Annotated in this window: 25 protein-coding genes; 10 read left to right on the top strand and 15 right to left on the bottom strand. The window is 65.6% G+C overall.

From position 1 onward, the window contains the following. Positions 1–31: 31 nt before the first annotated feature. The 7 genes from ABRP28_RS15715 to ABRP28_RS15685 form a co-directional block, all read right to left on the bottom strand. Entirely contained in the window at positions 32–1,081 is a 1,050-nt protein-coding gene (locus ABRP28_RS15715; protein ID WP_350004248.1) for an arabinan endo-1,5-alpha-L-arabinosidase, read from the bottom strand. Position 1,082: 1 nt separating this feature from the next. Next, positions 1,083–2,633 (bottom strand): alpha-N-arabinofuranosidase, encoded by a 1,551-nt coding sequence (locus tag ABRP28_RS15710; RefSeq protein WP_374152864.1) that lies wholly within the window; start codon positions 2,631–2,633, stop codon positions 1,083–1,085. A gap of 69 nt (positions 2,634–2,702) precedes the next feature. Continuing rightward, positions 2,703–3,353: a DUF624 domain-containing protein gene (locus ABRP28_RS15705; RefSeq protein WP_350004182.1), complete on the bottom strand. Its 651-nt coding sequence runs from the start codon at positions 3,351–3,353 to the stop codon at positions 2,703–2,705. After that, positions 3,350–4,711 (bottom strand): arabinan endo-1,5-alpha-L-arabinosidase, encoded by a 1,362-nt coding sequence (locus ABRP28_RS15700; RefSeq protein WP_350004181.1) that lies wholly within the window; start codon positions 4,709–4,711, stop codon positions 3,350–3,352. Before ABRP28_RS15700 ends, ABRP28_RS15705 begins: the two co-directional genes overlap by 4 nt. 3 nt (positions 4,712–4,714) lie before the next feature. Continuing rightward, complete coding sequence (locus tag ABRP28_RS15695; RefSeq protein WP_350004180.1) at positions 4,715–5,668, bottom strand: carbohydrate ABC transporter permease; 954 nt, start codon at positions 5,666–5,668, stop codon at positions 4,715–4,717. A gap of 11 nt (positions 5,669–5,679) precedes the next feature. Continuing rightward, the gene (locus ABRP28_RS15690; RefSeq protein ID WP_350004179.1) at positions 5,680–6,585 is read right to left on the bottom strand and encodes a sugar ABC transporter permease; all 906 of its coding nucleotides are present in this window, start codon (positions 6,583–6,585) and stop codon (positions 5,680–5,682) included. 143 nt (positions 6,586–6,728) lie between these two features. Continuing rightward, positions 6,729–8,063 carry a sugar ABC transporter substrate-binding protein gene (locus ABRP28_RS15685; RefSeq protein WP_350004178.1) on the bottom strand — a complete coding sequence of 445 codons (1,335 nt, stop codon included), beginning with the start codon at positions 8,061–8,063 and terminating at the stop codon, positions 6,729–6,731. Positions 8,064–8,358: 295 nt separating this feature from the next. Here ABRP28_RS15685 and ABRP28_RS15680 point away from each other — a divergent pair, with 295 nt between their 5' ends. After that, positions 8,359–9,852, top strand: coding sequence for an arabinan endo-1,5-alpha-L-arabinosidase (locus ABRP28_RS15680; protein WP_350004177.1), 1,494 nt, complete (start codon positions 8,359–8,361; stop codon positions 9,850–9,852). Positions 9,853–9,886: 34 nt separating this feature from the next. Here the strand turns inward: ABRP28_RS15680 and ABRP28_RS15675 are convergent, their stop codons facing one another. Both ABRP28_RS15675 and ABRP28_RS15670 read right to left on the bottom strand, forming a co-directional pair. Next, on the bottom strand, positions 9,887–10,024 hold the full coding sequence (locus tag ABRP28_RS15675) for a methionine/alanine import family NSS transporter small subunit (RefSeq protein WP_013599219.1): 138 nt from the start codon (positions 10,022–10,024) through the stop codon (positions 9,887–9,889). Beyond that, complete coding sequence (locus ABRP28_RS15670; protein WP_350004176.1) at positions 10,021–11,595, bottom strand: sodium-dependent transporter; 1,575 nt, start codon at positions 11,593–11,595, stop codon at positions 10,021–10,023. Before ABRP28_RS15670 ends, ABRP28_RS15675 begins: the two co-directional genes overlap by 4 nt. 226 nt (positions 11,596–11,821) lie before the next feature. Here ABRP28_RS15670 and ABRP28_RS15665 point away from each other — a divergent pair, with 226 nt between their 5' ends. The 3 genes from ABRP28_RS15665 (at position 11,822) to ABRP28_RS15655 (ending at position 15,458) form a co-directional block, all read left to right on the top strand. Continuing rightward, entirely contained in the window at positions 11,822–12,538 is a 717-nt protein-coding gene (locus ABRP28_RS15665; RefSeq protein ID WP_350004175.1) for an alpha/beta hydrolase, read from the top strand. A gap of 62 nt (positions 12,539–12,600) precedes the next feature. Next, positions 12,601–13,695, top strand: coding sequence for an agmatine deiminase family protein (locus ABRP28_RS15660; RefSeq protein WP_350004174.1), 1,095 nt, complete (start codon positions 12,601–12,603; stop codon positions 13,693–13,695). Beyond that, a complete protein-coding gene (locus tag ABRP28_RS15655) occupies positions 13,692–15,458 on the top strand; it encodes an amidase (protein WP_350004173.1) in 1,767 nt (588 codons plus the stop codon). The genes ABRP28_RS15660 and ABRP28_RS15655 overlap by 4 nt, the downstream gene beginning before the upstream one ends. Here ABRP28_RS15655 and ABRP28_RS15650 read toward each other — a convergent pair. Then, on the bottom strand, positions 15,455–16,744 hold the full coding sequence (locus ABRP28_RS15650; protein ID WP_350004172.1) for a glycoside hydrolase family 27 protein: 1,290 nt from the start codon (positions 16,742–16,744) through the stop codon (positions 15,455–15,457). The genes ABRP28_RS15655 and ABRP28_RS15650 overlap by 4 nt on opposite strands. A 155-nt stretch (positions 16,745–16,899) precedes the next feature. Here ABRP28_RS15650 and ABRP28_RS15645 point away from each other — a divergent pair, with 155 nt between their 5' ends. Further along, positions 16,900–18,156, top strand: coding sequence for a D-arabinono-1,4-lactone oxidase (locus ABRP28_RS15645; protein WP_350004171.1), 1,257 nt, complete (start codon positions 16,900–16,902; stop codon positions 18,154–18,156). 29 nt (positions 18,157–18,185) lie between these two features. Then, the gene (locus ABRP28_RS15640; RefSeq protein WP_350004170.1) at positions 18,186–18,521 is read left to right on the top strand and encodes a hypothetical protein; all 336 of its coding nucleotides are present in this window, start codon (positions 18,186–18,188) and stop codon (positions 18,519–18,521) included. 72 nt (positions 18,522–18,593) lie between these two features. Here ABRP28_RS15640 and ABRP28_RS15635 read toward each other — a convergent pair whose 3' ends face one another. Further along, positions 18,594–19,124: a MarR family transcriptional regulator gene (locus ABRP28_RS15635; protein WP_350004169.1), complete on the bottom strand. Its 531-nt coding sequence runs from the start codon at positions 19,122–19,124 to the stop codon at positions 18,594–18,596. 307 nt (positions 19,125–19,431) lie between these two features. Between ABRP28_RS15635 and ABRP28_RS15630 the strand changes: the two genes are divergently transcribed. The 3 genes from ABRP28_RS15630 to ABRP28_RS15620 are packed head-to-tail and all read left to right on the top strand — an operon-like array spanning position 19,432 to position 21,373. Further along, on the top strand, positions 19,432–20,286 hold the full coding sequence (locus ABRP28_RS15630; RefSeq protein WP_350004168.1) for a hypothetical protein: 855 nt from the start codon (positions 19,432–19,434) through the stop codon (positions 20,284–20,286). Continuing rightward, the gene (locus ABRP28_RS15625; RefSeq protein WP_350004167.1) at positions 20,283–20,714 is read left to right on the top strand and encodes a phage holin family protein; all 432 of its coding nucleotides are present in this window, start codon (positions 20,283–20,285) and stop codon (positions 20,712–20,714) included. Before ABRP28_RS15630 ends, ABRP28_RS15625 begins: the two co-directional genes overlap by 4 nt. Continuing rightward, positions 20,711–21,373, top strand: a complete 663-nt coding sequence (locus ABRP28_RS15620) for a DUF3618 domain-containing protein (RefSeq protein WP_350004166.1) — start codon at positions 20,711–20,713, stop codon at positions 21,371–21,373. Before ABRP28_RS15625 ends, ABRP28_RS15620 begins: the two co-directional genes overlap by 4 nt. A gap of 171 nt (positions 21,374–21,544) precedes the next feature. On the opposite strand, the gene ABRP28_RS15615 is transcribed toward ABRP28_RS15620, so the two are convergent. Further along, positions 21,545–22,351 carry a LysR family substrate-binding domain-containing protein gene (locus tag ABRP28_RS15615; RefSeq protein WP_374152982.1) on the bottom strand — a complete coding sequence of 269 codons (807 nt, stop codon included), beginning with the start codon at positions 22,349–22,351 and terminating at the stop codon, positions 21,545–21,547. Here ABRP28_RS15615 and ABRP28_RS15610 point away from each other — a divergent pair. Next, the gene (locus tag ABRP28_RS15610) at positions 22,350–22,754 is read left to right on the top strand and encodes a DUF5997 family protein (protein ID WP_066272755.1); all 405 of its coding nucleotides are present in this window, start codon (positions 22,350–22,352) and stop codon (positions 22,752–22,754) included. The genes ABRP28_RS15615 and ABRP28_RS15610 overlap by 2 nt on opposite strands. Before the next feature lie 39 nt (positions 22,755–22,793). On the opposite strand, the gene ABRP28_RS15605 is transcribed toward ABRP28_RS15610, so the two are convergent. From ABRP28_RS15605 to ABRP28_RS15595, 3 genes are read right to left on the bottom strand one after another with little or no spacing between them, the layout of a single operon-like run. Then, the gene (locus ABRP28_RS15605) at positions 22,794–23,174 is read right to left on the bottom strand and encodes a VOC family protein (RefSeq protein ID WP_231457652.1); all 381 of its coding nucleotides are present in this window, start codon (positions 23,172–23,174) and stop codon (positions 22,794–22,796) included. Positions 23,175–23,193: 19 nt separating this feature from the next. Then, the gene (locus tag ABRP28_RS15600; RefSeq protein ID WP_350004164.1) at positions 23,194–23,676 is read right to left on the bottom strand and encodes a hypothetical protein; all 483 of its coding nucleotides are present in this window, start codon (positions 23,674–23,676) and stop codon (positions 23,194–23,196) included. Beyond that, a complete protein-coding gene (locus tag ABRP28_RS15595; protein WP_350004163.1) occupies positions 23,673–26,135 on the bottom strand; it encodes a nitrate reductase in 2,463 nt (820 codons plus the stop codon). Before ABRP28_RS15595 ends, ABRP28_RS15600 begins: the two co-directional genes overlap by 4 nt. Positions 26,136–26,142 lie beyond the last annotated feature (7 nt).

Here is a 26,142-nt window from a genome sequence, read left to right as displayed (position 1 = left end):
AAGTCCTCGTATCTGGACAAAAACTCGCGGGTCAGCCCCACCGCACGGCAGGCCAGCCGTCCTTCCATTCCAGCCCGGCGAGGCCAAGCCGGAAGGCGCCGTCAAGCTCTTCCGCGTAGTAGTGGAAGGCGAGGACATTACCGGAAACCGACTGTCCGCCCGGTCCCACCCGGCCGCCGTCCGAGGAAAGCAAAGGGGTGCCGCCGCCGTCGAGCAGTTCCTTGCCCTCCGCGTCAATGTAGGGACCGGTGATACTGTCCGCCCTCCCCACGGCGATGTTGTACGTGCTCTCCAGCCCCTGGCAGCAGAAGTCCCGGGAGAAGAACAGGTAGTACTTTCCGCCGTGCGGCAGGATGTACGGCGCCTCTATGGCATTGGGCGGCGCCTTGCGGTCCGCGATGGCCGCCGGTTCAGCAGAGTCAGCACGCAGGCCCGCGGGCCAGGCGAGTTCCACGAGCTGCAGGCCGGTCCAGAACGATCCGAAAGACATCCAGGGCGTGCCGTTCTCGTCCTCCGCGATGCCAGGATCAATGGCGTTGAACCGTTCCCCTTTGGAGGAGATGACCTGCCCCCGGTCCACCCATTCGTACGCGGGGTCCGCCGGGTCCAGCGTGCTGTTGGTAGCCAGCGCAATCACGGAAAGGTTCTTCCCGAACGTGGACGCCGAGTAGTACAGGTACCAGGTCCCGTCATGCTCATACAGCTCGGGAGCCCAGAGGTTGTCCACCCCTGGCACCGCTTCGTTCAGCCACGCCGGCTTTTCCTGCCAGACCTCGCCGGCATATTCCCAGTGCACCCCGTCGCTGGAGCGGCGCACCTGGATATTGCCGTCCGCCACCTGCCCGTTGCCGGTTGAATAGATGAACCAGGGTTCCCCGGCTTCCCCTTTGACCAGCGCGGGGTCGTGGGTGAAGAAGTCGCCGGTCAAATCGGCGGCGCTTGCCTCCGGTGCCGCGGCGGGCGGGGCGCCGCAGCCGGCCAGGACAAGGACGACGACAGCGGACAGCACCGCCGCCAGCCGCACCACCAAGGTTGGAACAGCAGTGCGGCCGGCAGCGTCGCCTTGCGCCTGGACGGGCACGTCAGCCAAGCGCGACGGCGGACCAGGACACCGGCGGCAGGGTGACGGTGAGCGTGCCCTCCTCCAGGACGGCGCCGTCGAGCTGCTTCAAACCCACCCGATCCTGGTCCTGGAGGGTGTTCTTGGCGTAGACATCCTCGTCGTGCAGGGTGACGGCCTCGGTGATCACCGTTGCGTTGAGCTCGGAAACGTTGATAGTGATATCGATCGCCTCGGTCTGGCTGCGGTTCACCAGGAAGATGGCCGACTCTCCGGTGGCTGCGTCCGTGGTGGCCACGGAGTCCACCAGCGGTGCCTCACCGTACACCGCCGTCGTGTAGGTTCCTGCTTCAATGCGGGGACAGAGCACCTCGCCCTTCGCGAGCCGTGACGTGACGGAGAACGGGAAGAACGTGGTCTGCCGCCAGGTGTCCCCGCCCGGTTCGGTCATGATGGGCGCGATCACGTTCACCAGCTGGGCGAGGGAAGCGGCGGCAACGCGGTCGTGGTTCTTCAGGAGTGTCATGAGCAGGTTGCCGAACACCACGGCGTCAGCCACGGAGTAGGTGTCCTCCAGCTGGCGGGGTGCGTGCGTCCATTCCTCGTTGACCTCGTCGGAGGCCTGGTGCTCGTCCAGGTACCAGATGTTCCATTCGTCAAAGGACAGCTGGATGGTCTTTTTGCTCTTGAGCTTGTGTTTGACGTGGTCAGCGGTGGCCACCACGGTCTCGATGAAGTACTGCATGTCCAGCGAGGACGCCAGGTAGGAGCCGAGGTCGCCGTTGCGCTCCTGGTAGTAGGCGTGGCAGGAAATGTAGTCCACGTAGTTGTAGCTGTGTTCCAGGACCACGCGCTCCCACTCGCCGAAGGTGGGCATGGCGGATCCGGACGAGCCGCAAACCACCAGCTCCAGGTTCTTGTCCGCCGTCTTCATGGCGGAGGCGGTGCGGGCGGCGAGCTTTCCGTAGTCCTCTGCCGACATGTGGCCGATCTGCCAGGGACCGTCCATCTCGTTCCCCAGGCACCACATGCGGATGTTGTAGGGATCCTTGGCGCCGTTGGCGATGCGCTGCTCGCTGAGTGCGGTGCCGGAGGGGTGGTTGGTGTACTCCAGCAGGTCAAGGGCCGCCTCGATGCCCCGCGTGCCCAGGTTCACGGCCATCATCAGTTCGGAGCCGGTGAGCTTGCACCAGCGGGCGAACTCGTCCAGGCCAACCTGGTTGGATTCAAGCGAGTGCCACGCAAGGTCCCGGCGTACGGGACGCTGCTCCCGCGGCCCGACGCCGTCCTCCCAGCGGTAGCCGGAGACAAAGTTGCCGCCGGGGTAGCGGATGGTACTGGACCCAAGCTCCTTGACCAGTTCGATGACGTCCAGGCGGAAGCCGTCCTCATTGGCTGTGGGGTGGCCGGGTTCGTAGATGCCGTCATAGACGCAGCGGCCCAGGTGCTCCACGAAGGAGCCGAAGATGCGGCGGTTGACGGGGGCCACAACGGCGGAGCGGTCCACGGTGATGACGGTGGGTGCCACGACAGCCAGGTCGGTCTGTTCAGAAGCGGCGGAAGTGATGGTCACGGTGTGTATTCCTGTTCTATCTAACGTTGTAAAAAGAGGGTGGGTCTCATTGGAGTGGTGATGGGAAAGTTAGGCGGGGGAAGGTCCTGCGACTTCCAGCCGGGCGAGCCGGTGGCCCACCACCCATCCGGAGATGAGCAGCGGGACCGAGGCGCCGATGAGGGGCACCAGCACCGTCATTCCGGAGAAGACGACGGCGGCGGCCGCCAAGGTGGCCAGCAGGGAAAGGCTCATGGCGGGCGATACGAGCGGAAGCATAAACGCGGTCCGCCATGTCCTGGCCGCGGAATCCCGGTAGCGGCTGCACAGGCCCACCGCGGTGGCGGCAGCGGCCAGCGTGACTCCTACGGCAACCATGGAAAGCACCAGGAGGACGGCGTGTACGGTTGCCGGCATCGCTGTCGCGGCAGGCCCCAACAGGACTGTGAAGTCCAGGACAAGGACGACGCCGGCAATCCAGAAGACGCTTCCCACCTGGTTGGCGTGCCGGAACTGGAAGCGGTAGGCAGTGATGAAGTCCCGCACCAGGCTTTCCCCGGCCGAACCGTTCCGCAGCCTGCCCAGGACAGTGGTGGCAGCCACCGCGGCAGGAAAGACGCCCAGGACCACCAGCCCTGCCAGGGCTCCGGCCACGAAGAGCACGTTGACCAGGACCAGCCGGGTGGAAAAGCGGAGCCAGTCCATCAGCCGCCCGGCCCACCCCAGTGGAGCATCGGTCATAGCAGCCCCTCCCGGGTTCCGGACCAGGCCACACCGCGCTGGTCGATGCCGCTAAAGGAAAGGGCCGGGCGGTTGCGGGACCAGTCCCATGAGCCGAAGACCACGGCGTCAATCTCCGTGCCCGGTTCGCGATCGGGGCCCGTGGGACGCAGCCGGACAGCCGCCGGACGTCCCCGGAACTCCGCGGAGCGTGGCTCAACGCACTCGAGGTCCATCCGGACAGCAGGGGCAATGTCGGTGGTTTCGGGGTCGAAGCGCAGGACCTGCCAGGTTCCGGCCACCTCGGCAGGAGCGGGAACAGCCTCGCTCCGGAGCCCGGCGAACGGCTGGGGTGAGATAACGGGCCAGCCGGCGGCAGTGAAGAAGAGCCGGCGCACCTGGACCACGTGCTGGCTGGGTTCGGCCGCAAACCGGACATGGTGGACCACAAAGTGCTCGTCGGATCCGTCCGGTCCTTTCTGCGTGAGGACCGAATTGTGTCCGGGCCCCAGCCAGGCCGTCCCGCCGTCGAACTGGTAGCTGCCCAGCACCTTGGTGCCTACGGCAGCCGGCGGCGCGTCGACGTCGGTCATTTCAATCCCCCGGAAATCCCGATAGGGGCCGGTGATGTGGTCCGCTACAGCCACCCTCACGTTGTAGGTGCTGAACAGCGAATCATAGGAGGTGAACAGGATGTAGCGGCCATCCTGCGGACTGCGGAGAATGAAGGCGCCTTCCACCGCCCCCTCCACCGACCGCGGACGGCAGGCAATGACGGAGCCTAGGTCACCTGCCACCTTGGGCAGCCCCGAGCCGGGGTCCAGGGGAAGGATGTAGATGCCGGAGAAGAAGGAGCCGTAGGTCAGCCAGGGGTTACCGTCGGCGTCGAAGGCAACCGCTGCGTCTATGGCGTTTTGGGAATGTTCACCTTTGCGGGTTGCCACCACCAGGCCGCGGTCCTCCCACGGACCGTTGGGAGACGGCGCCACGGCAAGGCCAATCGCGGAGGTGTTGGAGCCGAAAGTGGACGCCGAGTAGTACATATGCCATCCACCGCCCGGCCAGCGCACCACGTCCGGCGCCCACAAGCCTTGGGCGCCGGACCACGTGGCAGCCGCTTCGGGGACGCCGTCGAACGCTGTTCCCTGGTATTTCCACTGGACCAGGTCAGTGGAGGTACGGATATGTACTCCTGCGGGTATATCTTTCGAGTTGGCTACGGCGTCGGTGGAGAACATGTAGTAGGTGCCGTCATCGTCCTGCACCACGGTGGGGTCGTGGGCGTGGCGTGCTCCCCAGGAGGACGGCCCCTGCCCCGCACCTGAGGGGAGCGGAAGCAGCTCCTGCGCAAGGGGCATGGCTGTCTCAGCGGTCTTCACGGCTCAGCCCTTGGATCCGGAAAGCGCGATGGACTCAATGATCTGGCGCTGGAAGACCACGAAGACGATCAGTACCGGCAGGAGTGCCACGAAGGATGCGGCCATGATCAGCGGGTAATCCGTCTGGATGGCGTACTGGGCGTTGAAGTTGGCGATGACCAGCTGCAGGGTCTGGGTGCCCGGGGAGTTCAGGTAGATGATGGGCGCCAGGTAGTCGTTCCACATGGCCATGAACCAGAGGATGAACTGGGCAGCAAGCGCCGGGCGGATGGCGGGCAGGATCAGGGTCCAGAAGATCTGCAGGTAGGAGGCGCCGTCAATCCGCGCGGCTTCCACGATGGAGTCCGGGATGCTGTTCAGGAACTGGCGCAGGAAGAAGATCATGATGATGTTGCCGAAGAGTCCCGGCACGATCAGCGGCAGCAGCGTATCAACCCAACCGATGCTGGCGAAGATGGTGAACTGCGGAATCATCAGGGTGGGGAACGGGATCATCAGTCCGGACAAAAGCCCCAGGAACAGGACGTTCTTGAAGGGCATCCGCATCTTGGCGAACGCGAAGGCTGCGAGCGCCGACGCCAGCGAGCCCACGATGGTCACCGAGCAGGCCACGATCAGGCTGTTCTGGATGCCGGTCAGCAGCGGGCCTGCAGTCCAGATGCGGGCGTAGTTCTCCCAGACGAAAGGGTCCGGGATCCACTGGGGCGGAAGCTCGAAAACGCCGTCCTTCGTTTTGAGCGAGGTGGAGAAGGTCCAGGCCAGCGGGGCGATCATCACGATCGCACCGATGCTCAGGATCAGTGTGGTGATGATGTTGCCCAGGCGGAGGGTTTCCATGGTGGACCGGGGCCCCCTGCCTGCCCTCGCCTGGCCGGCAGGTTTGCCGCCCCGCGCGCCGCCGGGAATTTCCTGGCTGGGTTCCAACGGAGAGGTGGTGATGACGTTCTGTGCGGACATGGCTGCCTGCCTCAATCGATCGAAAACTGGTTGCGGCGGTTGAGCCGGAACTGAATGAAGGTAATGACGAAGACCAGCAGCCCCAGAACCACGGACATCGCGGACGCATACCCCATCTGGAGGTTGTCGAACGCTTTTTGCCAGATGTACCAAACGATGGAGGCGGACTCGAATTCAGGGCCGCCGGTGGGCGTCATGATGTTGATTTCGACGAAGATCTGGGATCCGGCGATGACGCTGGTGACAATCAGGAAAAACGTGACTGGCGCGACCATCGGAACAGTGATGTGCCGGAACTGCTGCCAGGCGGTGGCGCCGTCCAGCGCCGCGGCCTCGTACAGGTAGCGGGGCACCGACTGCAGGGCAGCCAGGTAGAGCAGCATGGAATAGCCCAGGCCTTTCCAGACAGCCATGATGATCAGGGCCGGCTTCACCGTAGCGGTGTCCTGCAGCCAGTTGGGGCCATCGATTCCCACCAGTGCCAGGCCCTGGTTGATCAGGCCGAAGTCGCCGTTGAAGGCCCACTGCCAAAGGATGGCCACGGCGGCAATGGACGAGATGACGGGCAGGTAGTACACGGTGCGGAAGAACGTTGTGCCGCGCATCTTCCGGTTCATCGCGAGCGCCAGCGCCAGCGAGATGACCAGCCCGATCGGGATGCCGATCATCATGTACAGCGTGTTCCACAGCGACTTCAGGAAGTAGCGGTCACCGAACATCTTGGTGTAGTTGTCCAGGCCCTTGAAGACCGGAGCGGAGATGCCGTTCCAGTTGGTGAATGACGCGTAAACCGAGAAAAGCAGTGGAAAGAGCGTAAAGAGGAGGAACCCGATCACCGGTATGGCAACAAATGCAAGGGCGGCCTGGTGTTCCTTCCGGTGAAGCCGCGAGCGGCGGGGGCGCGTGATGGTGGACATCGCTGGATCCTCTTTGATTCGTGATGGTGGCGCTCAGGAAGTGCACCGGCAAGGTGCGTGGGACAGGTGCCGCGGCCGCGCTGGCCGGAGCCGCGGCACCTGGTTCTTGAAGGGCTGGTGGCAGCCCTGCTCATGGACCGGAGCTAGTTGCCGGCCTGCTGGTTGGCGGCGTCCAGGAATTCCTGCATCCTGGGCTGGGCTTCCTTCAGGTAGTCGGCAGCGCTCTGCTTGCCGTCCAGGACCGGCTGGATGTTGGTGAAAAGCTCGTCGTACCACTCGGCGTTGAAGGTGTTGCCGCCCGGAAGCGCCCGGCCGTAGTCCTTGACGATCTGCAGGAACTCGGCCTTGTTGGCCGGCTTCGTCGTGGTGTCGGCAGCCCAGGTCTCGGCCATGTCCTTCAGGTTTGGAATTTGGATGCCTGCATCCACCAGGCTCTGCTGGGCTTCCTTGTTGGCCGTGAGGTACTCCACCAGTTTGACGGCCTCCTCGGGGTACTTGGTGCTTTCGGATACCGCGACGCCGAGTGTTCCGATCCAGCTGGCCGTCTCGCCCGTGTCTCCTGCCGGGTACGGGATAACGTCCCATTCGAAGCCAAGTTTCTGGTACGTGGAGAGGTCCCAGGGAGCGATGGGGAAGAAGCCGATTTCGCCCTTCATCCACCGCTGGTAGGTGTCCAGGGTCTGGGCTTCGGCGACCGAAGGGGTTACGCCGTGGACGTTTTGCAGGTCGGCGAACCACTGCAGGGACTCGGCGAATTCGGGGGTGTCCACTGTGACTTTGGTCCGGTCTTCGTTGAGCCAGTCCCCGCCGTTGGACCAGACGAACGGCTGCAGGTTCCACTGGACGTTCAGGCCCGTGCCCCACTGGTCCAGGCTTCCATCGCCGTTGGTGTCCGCCGTCAGTTTCTTGGCTGCGGCCACGAACTCGTCGAAGGTGTAGGGCTTGTCCTTGTCCGGGAGCGGAATTCCGGCTTTCTCCAGCATGGTCTTGTTGTAGCCGAAGGAGAAAGGGCCCACGTCCTTGGGCAGGGCGTAGATGGAACCTTCGCCCACCCGCTTGCCGTCGTAGCGGTAGCTGTCCACTCCGTATTCCCAGATGTTCTCCAGGTCGATCGTGTCCGAGCCTTCCACGTATTCGGTGATGTCCTTGACGATGCCGTTCTGGACGTACGCCTGGACGTCGCCGGGGCCGATGTAGAAGACGTCAGGGACCTGCTTGCCGGCAATGGCAGCCTTCAGCTTGGTGGCGTACTGGTCTGCGGTGGTAACAATGATGTCAACGTCCACGCCGTTCGCGGCTTCAAACTGCTCCACGGCCTTTTCGTAAGCCTTCTTCTCGTCCTCACCTCCGCGGAACATGAAGGTGAGCTTCTTTTCACCGCCGGCGTCCCCGCCAGAGGGGGCGGAGCATCCGCCGAGCATGAGGCCGGCGGCAGTAAAAAATGCCAGGGTTGCGGCCATGGGACGTGACTTCATCATCACGCAGTCCTTCCGGGTTGGGGGAGCAAACAGTTCAGGTGGCGGTACCGGGCTCCGGGTCCTGCGGTGGCGGAACCTCTGTGAGCGCTTTGCAACGTTGTAAGAAACCTTCACACAGCAGGCGAAGAATCGTCAAGGGGCCGTGGGCAATTAGTTTTTGCATCCACGAGGCACCATTGACGTGATCCACATCGCATGCCATATTCTTTCTTTACAACGTTGCAAGTTTCAGCCCTTCGGACCCCCCTCGCGCGCCGCCCCGGCGCCGCCCCACCCCTTGGAAGGACCCTGTGTGATGACGACGTCACGTTCATGGGCGATCCGTGCTGCAGGATTGGCTGCAGCGCTGGGCATCGCCTTCTCAACTGCAGCGCTCCCGACGGCGGCCAGTCCCCAGCCCGGCGCAGTTGCCCCGGTTTCAGCGGTACTGGATGCGAAAGCACCGCTCAGCAGGGACGCTGAGCCCCGGCTCGCCGATTTCCCCGGAGGCAAGACCGTTGTGGGGCAGACGTCCCCTGTCCACGATCCCGCCCTGATCATTGCCGACGACGGGACGTGGTACGTCTATTCAACGGGCCTGGTGAACCGTGAGAACGGCGGCACCATCCAAATGTGGTCCTCCCACGACCAGGGAACCACCTGGGAATACAGCGGTACTGTCTGGGACCGGATTCCTGCCTGGATTGATGAGCACTTCTCGGACGGGGAGCTGCCGGGCAACCTCTGGGCGCCGGAAATCACCGAACATGACGGCACCTACTACCTGTACTACTCGGCGTCGCGCTTTGGCGGCAACAAGTCCCTGACAGCCCTCGCCACCAACACCACCCTGGATCCCGCCGACCCGGACTACCAGTGGGTGGACCAGGGCATGGTGGTTTCCTCCCCCGCCACGGACCTCGACCCGAACAACCCCGGCAAGACGTTCAACGCGATCGACGCCGGCATCATCGAGGACGCGGACGGCACCCCTTACATGGCCATCGGATCGTTCTGGTACGGCATCTTCCTGGTGCCCATCGAATGGCCAAGCGGCAAGCCGGTGGCGGACTGGCAGTCGAAAACCGTGAACATCGCGGACCGGTTCATGCCCGGCAACCCGGTCGAGGCGCCCTACATCACCAGGCACGATGGCTACTACTACCTGTTTGTCTCGTTCGATTCGTGTTGCCGCGGCGCCGACTCCACCTACAAGGTGACCGTTGGCCGCTCCACCTCAGTGAAGGGGCCATACCTGGACAAGAACGGCCGCGACATGTTCGGCGGCGGCGGATCAGTTGTCCTGGATTCGCACGGCGCCGTCACGGGTCCGGGCGGGCAGTCCGTCTTCGGCGATTACCTGGCGTTCCACTACTACGACGGCTCCAACCAGGACATCCCCTACTTCCCCACCCTCGGCATCCAGAAAGTCCAGTGGGTGGACGGCTGGCCAGCCTTCGACCAGACAGTAGAACTGCCTTCAGTCACAAAGCAGCCCAAGGCAAGGACAGCCGGCAGCACGGCCAGCATCACAGCCACCGCCGTGGGCACGCCGGGCCCGGTAGCCGTCTGGGAAACGTCCTCCGACGGCGGTGCAAGCTGGCAGAAGGCCATCCGCCAACCGGTCACCAAACGGACGGATGAGCGTACCTACACCTCAGCCCTCGAACTGCCTGCCTCCACACCCGGACAGCCGAACCTCCTGGTGCGCGCCGTGTTCCACAACGCCCACGGCAAGGCAGCCACCGACGCCGTCGTCCTGCCCGCCCCCGAAACCGGCAGCAGCGGCAAGGGACAACCCAGCCCGTGAGAGCGGCAAGGCTGCAGCCGCGCTCACAGTCGGGTCAGAGCTCGGGCGCGTGCTCTTCGGGCAGGGCGCCTTCGTCCTCGGGGTGCCTCTTGAGGTTGACCAGCGCGAGCGCCAGCCCGCCCCATACGGTGAGGATCGCAATGATCATCATGGTGATGGCGATAGGTGTCATGGTGCCGTCTCCCGTGCATCCTCTTTGACCACGTCGTCGTATTCGGGGTCATGGTGGGCTTTGGAACTGCGGCTCCAAGGGATGGCCGTCAGTATGAGGGCCAGGACCACAAGCGCGCCGGCCATACCCCAGCCAAACAGCCCCACGAACCACTCTGGGTACCCCTCGTACGTGGTGCTGATCTTGCTGATGAATTCGTTGGCCACCATGTAGATCAGGGCGAGGGGCACCACGCCGGCCACCAGCACTATCCATGATCGCCCCATCCTGATGGTTGAGACGCGGTTCAGGTGGGCCGAGAGCAGCGGCAGCTTGCGGAGGAACCACGCCAGCACCACCACGGTAACCAGCGCGCCCAGGGTGATCCCGAAACTGTTCACGAAGGCATCCGAAGTGTCCAGCAGGTACAGGCCTGTTGCGGTGGGGAACAAGCCCAAGGAGACAGCTGCCACCAGCACGCTGACCACCACCGACGCCTTCACCCGGCCCCAGCCGAGCTTGTCCTGGACGGCGGCCACGATCACCTCCAGCACGGAAATCAGGGAAGTGATCCCGGCGAATACCAGCGATCCGAAGAACAGCACGCCCATCAGCCCGCCGAACGGGGCCTGGGACACGATGGTGGGAAACGCGACGAACGCAAGCCCGATGCCCTGGGTCACGACCTCGTTCACGCCGGTACCTGCCGCCTGGGCCATGAATCCAAGCGCCGCGAAAACACCGATGCCGGCGAGGATCTCGAATCCCGAGTTGGAAAAGGCAACCACCATGCCCGAACCCGTGAGGTCCGTCCGGCGCTCGAGGTAGGACGAATACGTGACCATGATGCCGTAGCCCACGGAGAGCGAGAAGAAGATGTGTCCGTAGGCCGCAGCCCAGACCGACGGGTCCGCAAGCGCGGCCCAGTCCGGCGTGAAGAAGGCGTTCAGGCCTTCCGCTGCGCCGGGCAGGAAGAGCGACTGGACCACCAGGAGCAGGAACATCACCATCAGGAGGGGCAGGAGGATGGAGTTGGCGCGGGAGATGCCTTTGCGGATTCCGGCCACCATGATGGCGATGACCGTGACCCAGACCAGCAGGAGCGGAAAGAAAACGGACGGCACGTAGGTGAAGCCGATGCCCGGCGCCTCAGCGACGGCCAGGAAGTTGCCGAAGAAGTAGCCCTCGGCGTCGTCACCCCACGCCTCCGTAAAGGAAAAGATGGTGTACATCAGCGACCAGGCGATGATCACTGCGTAATAAGCGGCAATGACGAAGCACACCAGCACCTGCCACCACCCCAGCGGCTCGGCGGCCCGGTGGAGCCGGCGGTAAGCCAGCGGCGCCGACCCGCGGAACTTATGGCCCACGGCGTAGTCGAGGAACAGCAGCGGAATACCGGCCGTCAGCAATGCCACAAGGTACGGAATCAGGAAGGCCCCGCCGCCGTTGTCGTAGGCAATGTAGGGGAAGCGCCAGATATTGCCCAGGCCCACCGCCGAGCCGATGGCCGAGAGGATAAAGAGCCGGCGGGAGGAGAAGGTCTCACGTTTCGCCGGTGCTGCCTGGCCCGGCGACGTTGCGCCGCTCATTCCGCCGCACCCCCCGCGCTGGCCGGGCCCGGCACGGGGCCGGCGGGTCCGCAAAAGCATTCTGGCCGTTTCATGAGGGCTACCTCTCAGTTCACGTCGGAGAAACGCAGGCTACTCCGGGGACTTTACTGCCCGCCAAGGCTCCGCGAAAGCCCTGGTGCTCCGCCTGCCCCGCGCCCTGCCCGGGATCAGGCGCCACCTCCTTCTCCGGGAGTAGGGTTCCATCATGGACATCATCCTGGTTCCCGGTTTCTGGTTGGATGCCTCCTCGTGGGAGGAGGTAACGCCTGCGCTGGAGGCGGCCGGTCACCGCCCACATCCGCTCACCCTTCCGGGAATGCAATCCGTTGACGCAGACCGCTCCGGTATTGGCCTGCGGGACCACATCGACGCCGTGGTTGCCGCCATTGACGCCCTGGACACCAAGGTGGTCCTGGTAGGCCATTCCGGTGGCGGCGCCATCATCCATGGCGCCTTGGACGCCCGCCCGGACCGGGTGGAGCGGGCGGTCTATGTGGACAGCGGACCGCTGGGTGAGGGCGGCGTCATCAACGATGAACTGCCGTCCGACGGCGACGACGTTCCGCTGCCGCCGTGGGAAGCGTTCGAGGACGCCGACCTGGTGGACCTCCACGACGGCCTTCGCAAGGCTTTCCGGGCACGTGCCATTCCGGAACCCAAGGGCGTTGCCCACGGCCGGCAGCATCTGCATGACGAGCGGCGGTACGACGTGCCCGCCACCGTCATTGCGTGCGAGTTCCCTGCCTCGCTGCTGCAGGAGTGGATCCAGGCCGGCCATCCCTTTGTGGCGGAGCTGTCCAAGATGCGGGACGTGGAGTACGTGGACCTGCCCACGGGCCACTGGCCCCAGTTCACCAAGCCGGCGGAGCTTGCCCAGGCCATCCTTGCTGCGGTTGAGAGGACAGTCGCCGGCGTCCACTAGCCAGCGGGTAAATTTTTCCCCGATCCCTTGCCTGGGGGCACCGTCGTCTCCATAATAAATGAATGTCATTCATTTATTCCTCCCCTACGCCTTCTCCGGGCATCGTTGCCACCGCCGAAGCTGCCAGCCGCATGCCTGCCGAATGGGACACCCACCAGGGCACCTGGATGGCCTTTCCCCCGCCCAACGACACCTTCGGCGAAGCGGGAAGTTCAACCTTGGACCAAGCCCGCGCCGCCTGGACCAAGGTGGCTCTGACCATCGCCCGCTACGAACCCGTCACGGTGGTGGCCGACCCACGCGACGCCTCCACCGCACGGCAATGGCTCGGTGACGGCATCTCGGTCCTCGAAGTCCCCCTCGACGACGCCTGGATCAGGGACAGCGGCCCCACCTTCGTGCACCAACCGGACGGCTCGCTGGCTGCCGTGGACTGGATCTTCAACGGGTGGGGTGCCCAGGAGTGGGCCGCGTGGGACAAGGACCGGGACGTGGCCCGCGCAGTTGCCGGACAGGCCGGAGTTCCGGCAATGTCCAGCGCCCTGATTAACGAGGGCGGCGGGTTCCATGTGGACGGCGAGGGAACGGTGCTGTTAACAGAGACGGTCCAACTCGATCCTGGCCGCAACCCGGGCGCCACAAAGGAATCTGTCGAAGCCGAAATCCACGCTGCCCTGGGCACCACCAAGGCGATCTGGCTGCCGCGGGGCCTTACCCGCGACTACGGTGAATTCGGCACCCGCGGACATGTGGACATTGTGGCGGCCTTTGCCGGGCCCGGCACCATCCTCCTCCACCGGCAGGACGACCCCGCGCACCCCGACCATAAGGTCTACCAAGAGCTCCGGGCAGCCCTCGCGGGACAGACCGACGCGCAGGGCCGGCCGCTGCGCATTATCGACGTCCCAGCCCCCACCGCGTTGAAGGACGACGAGGGATTCGTGGACTGGTCCTACATCAACCACTACGTGGCTAACAATGTGGTGGTGCTGTGCGCCTTCGACGATCCCAATGACGCCATCGCCGCCGGCATCCTGGAGCGCGCCTACCCCGGCCGCACCGTGGAACTGGTGGACGCACGCAACATCTTCGCCTTCGGCGGCGGCATCCACTGCATCACCCAGCAGCAGCCGGCAGCGAAGGGAGATGCGGCATGAGGCTCGCCGAGACAGCCGGCAGGCGGGTCCCGAAGGGCAATTTCGACGTCGTCGAGGCCTCCATCAGCGAACTCCGAACGGCGCTGGAGGCGGGCGAGGTCACCAGCGAGGAACTGGTCCACCTGTACTTGGCGCGGATCGAGAAGTATGACTTAACCGGAATACATCTAAATTCGCTGGTGGTGATGAACCCGGACGCCCTGGCGGAAGCGAGGGCTTCGGACCAACGCCGGGCCCTGCGCGCGACGCTCGGTCCCCTCGACGGCATTCCGTACACCGCCAAGGACAGCTACCAGGTCCGGGGCCTTACCGTGGCAGCGGGATCACCGGCCTTCAAGGACCTCGTGGCACAGAAGGATGCCTTCACCATAGAACGGCTGCGCGCGGGCGGAGCAGTCCTGATTGGACTGACCAACATGCCTCCTATGGCCAATGGAGGTATGCAGCACGGCGTATACGGCCGTGCCGAAAGCCCGTACAACGCCGGTTACCTTACCGCGGCCTTCGCCTCCGGGTCCTCGAATGGTTCCGGTACTGCCACCGCAGCGAGCTTCGCCGCATTCGGGCTCGCCGAGGAAACCTGGTCATCCGGCCGGGCGCCGGCGTCGAACAACGCGCTCTGTGCATACACCCCGTCCCGGGGCGTGATCTCGGTCCGCGGCAACTGGCCTCTGGTGCCCACCATGGACGTGGTGGTGCCGCACGCCCGCATCATGGCGGACCTCCTCGAGGTCCTGGATGTTGTGGTGGCCGATGACGCCGAAACCCGGGGCGACTTCTGGCGGGTGCAGCCTTGGGTCGAGCTGCCCAAGGCATCCGAGGTGCGTCCTGGTTCCTACGTGGAGCTGGCCGCACCGGACCGGGCTGCCGCTGTTCGCGTCCTGGCCGGCAAACGCTTTGGGGTGCCGCGGATGTACATCAACGCGGATCCGAATGCCGGAACGACCCCTGCCCCGGGGATTGGCGGACCCACCGGGCAGCGCATATATACCAGGGACTCGATCATCAGGCTCTGGGAGGCAGCACGGCGCGACCTCGAGGCCGCGGGAGCCCATGTCATCGAGGTGGACTTCCCCGTGGTGTCCAACTACGAAGGCGACCGCCCCGGAACCCCCAGCATTTCAACCAGGGGCTTGGTGTCCCCCGGCTACCTTCGCAGGGAAATCGTTGACCTCTCGGCCTGGGCCTGGAACGACTTCCTGGACGCCAACGGGGACCCGCACCTCAACCGGCTGGCCGACGTCGACGGCGCAGCCATCTTCCCCGCGCCGGACGGTTCCCTGCCGGACCGGTACCACGGGTTCGACGACGACATCAGCGACTACCCCGGCTGGATCCGGGAGAACGGCGTGCCCGAACTGGCCGCGATACCCCACCTGGCTGAGGGGCTGCGCGGGCTGGAGGAAACACGCCGGGTTGACCTTGAACAGTGGATGGACGGCCTGGGCCTCGACGCAGTGGTCTTCCCCGCCGCTGCCGACATTGGTCCCGCCGATGCGGACCGCAACGAGCACTCGGCAGACCTGGCGTGGCGCAACGGTGTCTGGGTGTCCAACGGCAACCTGGTTCCGCGGCATCTCGGCATTCCCACGGTGACGGTACCCATGGGACTTGCCGCGGACATCGCCATGCCCGTGGGCCTGACCTTCGCCGGCAGGGCCTACAGCGACACAGCCCTGCTGCGACTCGCTGCCGCGTTTGAAGCCACCGGCAGGCGCAGGGTCCCGCCGCCCCGCACAGGTCCCACCGGCACCGGGAGCTAAGCCCGGGTGCGGGAGAAACGGTAGAACTGCACGCCGTGGGCAGGGGGATCCACCGCGAGGGCCGGGGCACCATGTAGACGGGTAAGCCTGGCCCCGGCGCCGCTCCACGCCTCCCGGGCTGTCCAGCTGCCCGGCCCCGGCAGGCCGAGGTCAGCGAGCGGCAGCGTCCGGGCCAAGGCAACCGTCCCGGTGTTGAACACTGCCGCGAACCTGTCCTCCGTCGTCGTACTTTCCGCTGCCCACAGCACCAGGTGCCCGTCCCGCAGCAGTTCGCGGTTGTTGCGGCTCGCCGCGAGCACGTCAAGGACATCGCGGTTGGTCAGCAGATCGAGGGTTTCCGGCGGTGACGACGGCAGGTCGCAGCCGAGCATAAGAGGGGAACGGCTAATGGACCAGAGGGAGAGCATGGTCCTTTGCTCGTCGGGCGTCAGGCGCGTGAGCCGCGCAGGCCCCCGCTCTGCCCGCAGCGCGATCCGCCCCACCGGCAGCATGTCCGCATCCGCCCAGCTCCCGGGCCGCTGGTGGGGAGCCCAGCGTGCCATCCGGGCAAACTGCGCCTCCACATCCTCCCAGCTGTCCCAGAGGTCGTCCGAAACCCGCCACATGTCAGCATTGGTGCGCAAATGCTCAAGGTGTGCCAGGGACAGGGCCCTGCCAGGCGACAGGCTGAGGACCATGTCCCTGCCGCTGCGGTCGATCGCGCGGCGGTAGGCCGCGATCTCCTCGGCGAAGTAGGGGCCCAGCATGTCATCTGCCTTGATGAAATCCACGCCCCAGGACGCGAAGAGCCGCAGCTGGGAATCGTAGTAGGCCTGGGCGCCGGGGTGGCCGTGGTCCAGGCCGAAATTGTCCGTATTCCACTCGCAGACGGAGGACGTGTCTGCAACCTGGTCCGCGGTGGCATTCGTCCCTTCAATTGGGAGGGCATCCCGCACCGCCTGGCGGGGGATGCCGCGCATGATGTGCAGGCCGAATTTGAGGCCCAGGCCGTGGATCCGGTCCGCGAGCGGTTTGAAGCCGAGGCCACTGGCGGCCGACGGGAACCTGTTAGGCGCCGGGAGCTGCCGGCCGTACGGGTCCAGTTCCAGTTCTGCGCCGTCGTTATACCCTCCGGCCCGGGCGCCGGGCTCGTACCACTGGATGTCCACCACCACGGTGTCCCAGCCAAAGGGCAGCAGGTGCCTGGCCATGAACGCGGCGTTTGCCAGAACCTCCTCCTCGGTTACGGACGTGCCGTAGCAGTCCCAGCTGTTCCAGCCCATGGGAGGGGTGCCCGCACGCGTCATCCTGCAAATTTACAACGATAGAAAGAGATGCACCAGCGCGCCGCGGCATGCGTGGGCCCAGCACGTCCGGCACCGTGAACGCGCCTTGACAGCCCGATTGTTAGCGCTGACAGTTGAGGGAGCCAATTTGCACCTCCAACCGGAAAGCCGACTCAATGAAGAACTGGGCAGGGAACCTTGACTACGCCTCCGCGGAGGTCCGGCGGCCAACTTCCGTGGAAGAACTTGCCGGCATCGTTGCCGCCGCCAGCCGGGTCAAGGCCCTTGGGTCACGGCACTCGTTCAACCGCGTGGGGGACACGGAGGGCGTACACGTGCTCCTGGACGCGCTGCCCCAGCGAATCGAACTGGCCCCGGACCGGGCAACGGTGCGGGTCAGCGGCGGCGTCAGCTACGGTGAACTGTGCCGCGCCCTGGAGCAGTCCGGCGTTGCCATCCACAATCTGGCCTCGCTTCCGCATATATCGGTGGCGGGGGCGGTCCAGACCGGAACGCACGGCTCGGGCGTGGACAACCAGTCCCTGGCCGGAGCTGTCCAGTCCATCGACCTGGTGCGTCCCTCCGGCGAATGCGTCTCCCTCTCCCGCACTGATGGCGACGAATTCCTGGCCAGCGTGGTGGGACTCGGTGCCTTGGGGGTCGTGACCGGCCTGGAACTCGCCGTCCAGCCTAGCTTCAAGATGCGCCAGCGAGTCCTGGAGAACCTGCCGTGGAACCGGGCACTCACGGGCTTCCGGGAACTGGCATCCAGCGCCTACAGCGTCAGCCTTTTTACGGACTATGCCGGTGATTCCATCAGCCAGGTCTGGCTCAAGGCCTTGGACTCCGAGCCTCCCCTAGAGGATCTGTTCGGCGCCACCGCCGCCGCGAGCCCGCGGCACCCGCTGCCGGATATGTCCGCGGAAAACTGCACCCTCCAATTGGACGAACCCGGCCAGTGGCTGGACCGCCTTCCCCACTTCCGCCACGAGTTCACGCCAAGCAAGGGCGAGGAACTGCAGAGCGAGTTCATCCTGCCGCTGGAGCACGCCCCGGCCGCAATTGAGGCAGTCCGCGGACTTGCGGACAGGCTCGCGCCCCTGCTGTTTGTGTCGGAGATCCGGACCGGCGCCGCGGACGAGTTCTGGCTCAGCCCTTTCTACCGGCAGCAGAGCGTTGCCCTGCACTTCACGTGGCGGCCCCTGCAGCCCGAAGTGGAGGCGGTCCTGCCGGAACTCGAGGGCCTGCTGCGGCCCTTCGGTGCGCGTCCGCACTGGGGCAAGCTGTTCTCCGCTGCGGAATACGACTGGGAGGCGCTGTATCCCCGGTTCGCCGCCTTCCGCTCGCTGGCCTCAGCCCACGATCCGGAGGGAAAGTTCCGGAACGGAATGCTGGACAGCATCCTGGGCGTTCCGGCGGCAAGCGCCAGGTAACACTTGGGCGCACCCGATAGGCTGGACTGATGAACCGCCGCCTCGCAGCACTGTCCGCCGCTCCCCTGCTCCTGCTCCTTGCCGGCTGTGGTGCCGTTGAGGAGGCTGCGGGCAACGCCGTCAGTGACGCCGCCTCGAAGGTGGCATCTGCGGGCGCCGCCGAGGTGAACCGCCAGATCTGCGCGGTGGTCCAGGACGGGCTGGTCAGCGTTGAGGACAAGCAGCTGCTGGCGGGCCTCGTCTCGGCAGCGTCCACTGCAGGCGTCCCGGCGGAAATTACGACGCCGTTGGGCCAGATTGCAGAGGCCGGAGACGAAGTGCCGGCAGAGTCCGTCCAAGCACTCAAGGATGCCTGCGCGGCTTAGCAGGCCAGCATAGGCTGACTATGCCGGCTGGCGACTTTAGCGCCAGCCCAAGCGTCCGGAGCAGCCCAAGCCTCAGTGGCCGGACTCGTCCATGCCGCGAAAGGCGGATCCCCGGGTGTCCTGGGGGCGCCTCGCACTGCGGTGCTCAGGCGGAGCGAACGGGACCACCTCATGGCTTCGGCCTGCAGGGAGGGCGCTCACGAATTTTGCCAGCTCCTCGCTCAGGACTTTCCAGCCGATGCTCGGATCATCAGGGTAGGCGTTGATCTCTTCCCGGCGGGCAGCCTCCAAAATGGCTGCCCCGGATTCCGTAAGCTCCACCTTGAACTGCCTGCGGTCGGCGGACTGGCGCGTCCTGGTGATGTAGCCCGCGCCCTCCAACCGAAGCAGCACACGTCCCAGAGTCTGGCTCTGGACCCGTATGGCTTCGGCGAGCTGCTCCTGGTTCAGGGGCCCGCCGGCGAGGCCTTCAAGGGCTATCACTGCCGCGCGGGTAAGGCCCAAGTGCGCCAGGGCGTCGTCCTGGCGCCGTTGCACCAGCCTGGCCGCCACGGAAATCAGGCGGTAGCTGGTGTGGGCATCTGGATCGAGGTTGCTGGTCATCGGGCCGTGGCCTTCCTGTGGGTGGCGAAGTGCAGGGTGTTGATCACCTCTTGTTGCGTCGCTACGTTCTCTACAATAAGCATGCTTAGCATCCGGTTCGCAAGTAGGCTTACTATCCGCCGGGCCGCCAAGGCCGCCCGGACCGTTTCGTCGGAGGCCTCCCGCCCTTTTCCACACGGCTTATTGGATGGCGCCCTTGCGCATCAAAAGGGAAGTGTGCTTAGTATCTAATTAGTAACCATGCTTACTACTAGCCAGCGTTGCTGGTTCTTGATCGCCAGCTGACCCTTACAGGAAAGAGAGCCCGATGACAGAGAACCAATGGCCCCAGACCCCCGGCACTGCAACCACCGATCCCTATGGTGCGAACACCGCAGGCGCCGAGACTTTCGGCACGGCACCCGCTGCGGGTTCTGCCGGCACCTCCAAGAGCCAGGCGGCAAAGGAGGAGGCTTCGAACGTCGCCGGCCACGCCGCATCGTCAGCCCAGAACGTGGCGCAGACCGCCAAGGAAGAAGCCGCCCACGTGGCTTCCGAGGCGAAGTCCAGCGCGCAGGATCTCCTGCACCAGGCGAAGTCCGGCCTCACCAGCCAGGCCGGAACCCAGCAGCAGAAGGCCGCTGAAGGCATCCGCACTATCTCCAGCCAGCTGCACAGCATGGCGGACGCACCGGACCAGCAGGGCATGGCCAGCGACCTGATCCGCCAGGCCGCCGGCACCACCGACTCCGTGGCCTCCTGGCTGGAAAACAAGCAGCCCGGAGACATTCTCGGTGAAGTCCAGAGGTTCGCGCGCAACAACCCCGGCACCTTCCTGCTGCTGGCAGCAGGCGCCGGAGTCCTGGCCGGCCGCCTCACCCGTGGCCTGACGGCAGGCGCACCGGATTCGCACGGCGCGGTCCAGGGCTCGCCGGCACAGCGGTCCGTGCAGCCCCAGCCGGTTGCGCCGCTCCGCCAGGAGACCGTGTACGCAGCCGGGAACGACGACCTCTACAGCGAGCCCGTTGTAGGCGGCGGCGCTCCGGTATCCACAACCTCCCTGCCTTCAGGCACTGCTGAGGACACCCCGCTCCGGTACGAGGATGACCCCTACCGCGACGAGGACGGCTCCTACCGGAGCACCGACGGCGGTTACCGCTCATCGGAAGGACGCCAGCTGTGAGTAGTTCTATTCCGGAACCCGCTCCGAGTGAGGCGCACCAGAGGGCTGATAGTGCCTCACTCGGTGAGCTGCTTGGGGATGTGACCCGTGACCTGTCCACGCTCATGCGCCAGGAAGTCGAGCTGGCCAAGGCTGAGCTGAAGCAGTCGGCCACGAAGGCCGGCAAGGGCTCGGGCATGCTCGCCGGGGCAGGCGTGGCAGGACACTTCGTCCTGCTCTTCCTGTCCCTGGGCCTGATGTTCGCCCTGGGCGCCCTGATGCCCCTGGGCTGGGCCGCCGTGATCGTCGCCGTGATCTGGGGCATCATCGCCGCGGTCCTGGCCTCGATCGGCCGCAAGGAACTCAAACAGATCAAGGGCCTGCCCCAGACCGGCGAAACCCTGTCCGAAATACCCCCAACCCTAAAACCAGGTGAGGTAAACCGATGAGCGATAACCCGGACGCAATCCGTTCAGACATAGAAGCCACCCGCGCACGCCTGGGCACCAACGTCGACGCCGTGGCGGACAAAGTCACCCCCTCAAACATCGTCCACCGCCAGACCGACAAGCTCAAAGACACTGTCAGCGGGGTCAAGGAGAAAATCATGGGCGCAGCAGACCACACCACCACCCGTGTTCAGGACACCATGCACAGCGGAGCCGGACACACCGGCAACGCCCTGCACTCCACCGGGGACACCCTGCACGGAGCCAAGGACACCGCCGCCGCGAAACTCGGCGACGCCGGAACAGCGATCTCCAACGCGCCCGACCAGGTCAAAGCCAAAACCCAGGGCAACCCCCTGGCCGCGGGCCTGATCGCCTTCGGCGCCGGCATGCTGATCTCCTCGCTGATCCCGGCCAGCCAGAAGGAACGCGAAGCCGCGGACCAGCTCAAAACCGCAGCCCAGCCCCTGGCCACCCAGGTCACCGACGCCGCCAAGGACATGGTCCAGGACCTCAAGGAACCAGCCCAGGAAGCCATGGAAAACGTCAAGGCCACCGCCACCGACGCCGCCCAGAACGTCAAAACCGAAGGCCAGCACGCCGCCACCGACGTCAAAGACCACGCCACCGACGCCGCAGGCAACGTCAAAAACACCTAGGAGCACCTAGGAATATCCAGGCAACAGGCCGGCTCCGTTTGGAGCCGGCCTGTTGCCGTTAACGCTGTTATTCCTGCTTGTGCGGCACGCGCTGGCTTTAGCCGCCATAAAGCATGGGAACTAAGCCAGCAGCACCAAGCGTCCGGCACTAAATGTCCGGGCACGAACCAGCTAGCGTTTGCCCTTCTTCCGCGAGCCCTTGCCCCGCCCCTTGTCCGGGTTCGGGGCGTACCGTTGGGCAACCTTGGGCGCCTTCTTGGCTCCGGTGCCCCGGCGGTCCGGTTTGGGTTCCTTTTTGGTTTTCACCGGCTGGGCCGAGGGCTGCCGGGAGCTCTGCGCCGTCCGTCCGCGGACAATCCCGATGAACTCCTCAATTACTTCATCCGTTGAATCCGAGGCCCACGCCACGGCGATTTCCGTGCCCGGAGCGCCGGTGAGCCGCCGCGCCACCGTGTCCTTGACGTTGAAGTGCCGGGCAACGGACATGGGGAGGATGGCCAGCCCGGCGCCCGTGGCCACCACCTGCAGGGCGGCCTCCGGGCCTCCGAGTGCAGCCACGTCGAGGAAGGATTCCTGTTCCAGGTCCGCCAGGGCCACCTCCTCGAATACGGAAATCTCGTGCCCCTTGGGTGCCACCACCACCGGCTGCTCCTCGTACAGCGGAATGACGCTGAGGCCTTCGCGCTCCACGGGGAGCCGGACGAAGCTGAGGTCCGCGGAACCCTCGCGGAGCACCGCAACCTGGGCGCCGTCGTCGGACATGAACGCCTGCAGCGGAACGTCCGGCATCCGCTCTTCCCACCGCCGGATCCATTTGCCCGGGGTTACCCCGGCCACATACGCGATGCGGAGCGTGCGGGGCGCGGCGTCGTCCGCCTGCCCGGCAGGCTGGTCCTGGTCACCGGGACTGGTTGTCTGGGGGATGTCGTGGGAGGGCACGTCTTCACAGTACCGTCCGCCCGGATACCCTTGAAGCATGACCTCTGCAAACTCCCAGTCCATGAAGCCGGCCACTGTTGCCAAGAAACTTGGCATCTACCTGCCCGCAACACCCCAGGAGTTCCAGGATTCAACCATCACCCGCGCCGAGTTCGCCGAACTGCAGGCCAACCCGCCGGAGTGGCTTGCCGAGCTCCGCCGCAACGGCCCGCACCCCCGCCCGGTGGTGGCCCAGAAACTGAACGTTTCCATCAGCGGCCTGGCGCGCGGCGGCGTGGAGGAAGCGCTGACGACGGCGGAGATCACCGCGCTGCTGCAGGCGCCCCCGCAGTGGCTGGTCACTGAGCGGGCAACGCACGCCGCCGTCCGGGCCGAGGCGCAGCGCGTCAAGGAAGAATCCGCGAAGAAGGACGCCAAGAAGGCCCGCGCCAAAGCCGAGTAGGCCCGACCCGGTCTCATCAGGGGCCTGTTCGCGGACCCCTCAGTCCTGGTGCAGCTGGATGAAGTTGCCGCAGCCGTCGTCGAACACCGCGCTGATCCCGGACGGGTCCTCAGCGGGCTCTCCCTTGAAACTGACCCCCGCCGCTACCAGCCGCTCGTACTCCGCGCGCACGTCCGGCACGCCGAAGACGATAGCCGGGAGACCGGCGTCGTGCACGGCGTTCATGTAGGCGGCGCCGATCGGGTTGTCGCTGGGCTCCAGGAGCAGCCCCACTGAACCGGCGTCGGAGCCCGGGTCCTTGATGATGTACAGGTTGTGCTCGGGCATGGCCATCAGCGTCTCGAAGCCCAGGGTTCCTGTGTAGAAGGCGTGGGCGGCGGCGGGGTCCTTGACGTGGATGCTGCACATTTTGAGTCTCATGGACCCCAACATACCCCCCTCAACTCACCAGGACCTGGGTTGCGGATTCCTTGAGCTTCCCGTTGGCCCACTTCATCTGCCGGAGGTTCTGCGGATGGCAGCGCTGGGCCACCTCCAGCAGGTCCGTGTGCTTGATCCCCTGAGCCGCCTGCGCCAGCAGTTCCCAGTCCGCGGACACTCCGCAGGCTTTGATGTACACCTCGCGCAGGTCCCGCAGGAGTACCAGCCCGGCCTCGCCTTCCCGGCCGATCAGTCGGCTGCCCTTTTCCCGGAGCCGCTCCGTCAACGTGTTTTCGCTCCGCGGCTCGGGGTCAAGATCCTGGCCATACCGGGTGGCGATGGCGGCGATCTCACGGACGTGCTGCTGAGACCACTTCGCCAGGTCGCGGCCAAGGTGGTAGATCTCGTGGTCCACCTTGTGCCGTTCGGAGATGTGGAAGAGCTCCTGCGCCAGGTCGTTTTCGTCCCGGTGCAGCTGTTCGAGTACCAGTCCGATCTTCATCGCGGTTCCTCCCCTGCGGTGGTGTCTTCCTCGGCAAACGCTGTCGGGATGCCCCTGGTCCCTGCGCCGGAAAGTTCGACCGCGGGTGCGGACGCCGTGTTCGTCGGCGCCGGCGCCGGTCCCTTGCCTGCGCCCACGCGGCGGATGCGGGCTGCGGCGGTCTTGAAGATGGGCTGCTTGGACGCGGCGTCCCAGTCGGTCATGGTCAACTCGTTGGCGGCGCGGCCCATGTCACCTGGTTCGTGCCCGGCGCCGGTGTCCCAGTACCCGTAGTGGAAGGGCAGGAACAGCACACCCTCGCGGATGCCGCCAACGCGCACCTGCGCGCGTACCGACCCCCGTGGAGTCTCCACCTCCGCAACGTCACCTTCGGCAATCCCGTACGTGCCGGCGTCGTGCGCCGACATCTCAACCCACACCTCCGGGGCCGTCGCCTGCAGTTCCGGCGCGCGAGCGGTCTTGGTGCGGGTATGGAAGTGGAAGAGGGTGCGGCCGGTGATGAGCTGCAGCGGGAACTTCTGGCTGGGCAGCTCGTGGGGCGGGACATACTCAGCGGCCTTGATGATGGCCCGCCCGTCCGGGTTCAGGGCCTTGTACTCCTCCGGTTCCACGGGAGCGCCGGTGACCAGGTCGCGGCCGTACGTTTCGCAATACTCGGGATGCGCCCAGAACTTCCCGTCCACATAGATGCGTTCCGTGCCGTCCGGGTTTTCGTCGTTGCACGGCCACTGGATGCCGGAACCGCCGCGGAGCTTGGCGTAGGTGATGCCGGTGTAGTCGCAGGGGCGGCCGCGGCTGCATTCCTTCCAGGCCTCGAAGGCGGACTCGGCGTCGTGCCACTTGATCAGCGGCTGGCCGTCCTTGTCCTTCAGGTCCATCCGGTGGGCGTAATCGAGAAAGATGTCTAGGTCCGGGCGGGCTTCGCCGGGCGGCTCCACCGCCTTTTCGGACAGGTGCACCGTGCGGTCCACGTTGGTGAACGTCCCCGTTTTCTCGCCCCAGGTGGCGGCGGGCAGGACGACGTCGGCCAGCTGGGCGGTCTCGGACAGGAAGATGTCCTGCACCACCAGGAAGAGGCGGTCCTGCTTCAGGATGGAGCGCACGCGGGCCAGTTCCGGCAGCGATACAGCCGGGTTGGTGCCGCTGACCCACAGCATCCTGATGGAACCCTCCTCCACATACCGGATCATCTGCATGACGTGGGTGGGCGGCGAGTAGTGCGGGATGGACATGGGATCGATGTTCCACACCCGGGCCAGGTCCTGGACGTGGGCGTCGTTGGACCAGTTCCGGAAAGCCGCGAGGTCCCCGTCGGCGCCGCACTCCCGCGTGTTCTCCGCCGTCGGCTGGCCGTTCATCTGCAGGATCCCGCAGCCGGGCTTGCCCAGCATGCCCCGGATGATGTTGATGTTGTTGACCTGCACCGCGGCGGCCGTGGCCTGGTTCGACTGGTAGAAGCCCTGCAGAACGGTGGACAGCAGCCGCTCGGCCTGGCCGATGATCCGGGCTGCCTCCTGGATCTTCTCTGCCGGGACCCCACAGATTTCGGCGACGAGCGCCGGCGGGTACTTCTTGACTTCCTTCTCCAGCTCCTCGAGCCCCACCGTGTGGGCTTTGACGTACTCTTGGTCCACCCAGCCGTTGGCGATGATCTCGTGCAGGAGCGCATTCATCAGGGCAACGTTCGTGCCCGGCCGCGGGGCGAGGTGGACCGTTGCAGCCTTGGCCACCGGAGTAAGTCTCGGGTCCACGCAGATGAGCCTGGGCGGGTTGGGCCCGGCCAGCCGGTCCAGCATGCGGCTCCAGAGGACTGTCTGGGTTTCGGCGACATTGTGCCCGTAGAGTGCGATCACGTCGGCGTGGTCCACGTCCGTGTAGGAGCCGGGCTGACCGTCGCAGCCAAAGGATTCTTTGAGGGCCTCCGCCGCGGTGGCGGTGCACAGGCGCGTGTTGCCATCCACGTGGTTGGTGCCGATACCGCCGTGGGCGATGGTGCCCAGCGTGTAGTACTCCTCGGCGAACAGCTGTCCCGTGGTGTAGAAGCCGATGCCGCTGGCGCCCTGCTTCGCCAGCAGCGCCTTGGACTGCGCCACAACCCTGCCCATGGCGGTATCCCAGTCGGTCTCGACCAGTTTCCCGTTTTCGCGGACCAGGGGCCTGGTCAGCCGGTCCGGGGAGGCATTGGCCTGCCAGCCGTAAAGGTCCTTGGGCCCCAGCCGGCCGTGGTTGACGCGGTCTTCCGCCCGCCCGCGTACACCCACAATCCGGTTGTCCTTCACGGCGATATCCATGGCATCGCCGTTGGAGTGGAGGATGGAGGCCGTCTGCACCCATCGGTCAACATCCTCCGGGACGACGCCTTCGGCCAGATGCGAGTCAACCCGCACCGGCCACGTTCCTCCGCTGGGATACGGGGTCCTGCTGCCCCAGGGTTCGGCGATCCGGTCTATCCGAGCCATCAGTCCA

The organism is Pseudarthrobacter sp. WHRI 8279 (assembly GCF_040224115.2).
GTDB lineage: Bacteria > Actinomycetota > Actinomycetes > Actinomycetales > Micrococcaceae > Arthrobacter.
This window is presented reverse-complemented; position numbering and strand designations above follow the sequence as displayed.

Bases quoted from the DNA above. Each gene is read 5' to 3' on its own strand.
- ABRP28_RS15705 (WP_350004182.1), bottom strand. From the start codon at position 3,353: ATGACCGATGCTCCACTGGGGTGGGCCGGGCGGCTGATGGACTGGCTC.
- ABRP28_RS15695 (WP_350004180.1), bottom strand. From the start codon at position 5,668: ATGTCCGCACAGAACGTCATCACCACCTCTCCGTTGGAACCCAGCCAG.
- ABRP28_RS15690 (WP_350004179.1), bottom strand. From the start codon at position 6,585: ATGTCCACCATCACGCGCCCCCGCCGCTCGCGGCTTCACCGGAAGGAA.
- ABRP28_RS15685 (WP_350004178.1), bottom strand. From the start codon at position 8,063: ATGATGAAGTCACGTCCCATGGCCGCAACCCTGGCATTTTTTACTGCC.
- ABRP28_RS15680 (WP_350004177.1), top strand. From the start codon at position 8,359: ATGACGACGTCACGTTCATGGGCGATCCGTGCTGCAGGATTGGCTGCA.
- ABRP28_RS15675 (WP_013599219.1), bottom strand. From the start codon at position 10,024: ATGACACCTATCGCCATCACCATGATGATCATTGCGATCCTCACCGTA.
- ABRP28_RS15670 (WP_350004176.1), bottom strand. From the start codon at position 11,595: ATGAGCGGCGCAACGTCGCCGGGCCAGGCAGCACCGGCGAAACGTGAG.
- ABRP28_RS15665 (WP_350004175.1), top strand. From the start codon at position 11,822: ATGGACATCATCCTGGTTCCCGGTTTCTGGTTGGATGCCTCCTCGTGG.
- ABRP28_RS15660 (WP_350004174.1), top strand. From the start codon at position 12,601: ATGTCATTCATTTATTCCTCCCCTACGCCTTCTCCGGGCATCGTTGCC.
- ABRP28_RS15655 (WP_350004173.1), top strand. From the start codon at position 13,692: ATGAGGCTCGCCGAGACAGCCGGCAGGCGGGTCCCGAAGGGCAATTTC.
- ABRP28_RS15650 (WP_350004172.1), bottom strand. From the start codon at position 16,744: ATGACGCGTGCGGGCACCCCTCCCATGGGCTGGAACAGCTGGGACTGC.
- ABRP28_RS15645 (WP_350004171.1), top strand. From the start codon at position 16,900: ATGAAGAACTGGGCAGGGAACCTTGACTACGCCTCCGCGGAGGTCCGG.
- ABRP28_RS15640 (WP_350004170.1), top strand. From the start codon at position 18,186: ATGAACCGCCGCCTCGCAGCACTGTCCGCCGCTCCCCTGCTCCTGCTC.
- ABRP28_RS15635 (WP_350004169.1), bottom strand. From the start codon at position 19,124: ATGACCAGCAACCTCGATCCAGATGCCCACACCAGCTACCGCCTGATT.
- ABRP28_RS15630 (WP_350004168.1), top strand. From the start codon at position 19,432: ATGACAGAGAACCAATGGCCCCAGACCCCCGGCACTGCAACCACCGAT.
- ABRP28_RS15620 (WP_350004166.1), top strand. From the start codon at position 20,711: ATGAGCGATAACCCGGACGCAATCCGTTCAGACATAGAAGCCACCCGC.
- ABRP28_RS15610 (WP_066272755.1), top strand. From the start codon at position 22,350: ATGACCTCTGCAAACTCCCAGTCCATGAAGCCGGCCACTGTTGCCAAG.
- ABRP28_RS15615 (WP_374152982.1), bottom strand. From the start codon at position 22,351: ATGCTTCAAGGGTATCCGGGCGGACGGTACTGTGAAGACGTGCCCTCC.
- ABRP28_RS15605 (WP_231457652.1), bottom strand. From the start codon at position 23,174: ATGAGACTCAAAATGTGCAGCATCCACGTCAAGGACCCCGCCGCCGCC.
- ABRP28_RS15600 (WP_350004164.1), bottom strand. From the start codon at position 23,676: ATGAAGATCGGACTGGTACTCGAACAGCTGCACCGGGACGAAAACGAC.
- ABRP28_RS15595 (WP_350004163.1), bottom strand. From the start codon at position 26,135: ATGGCTCGGATAGACCGGATCGCCGAACCCTGGGGCAGCAGGACCCCG.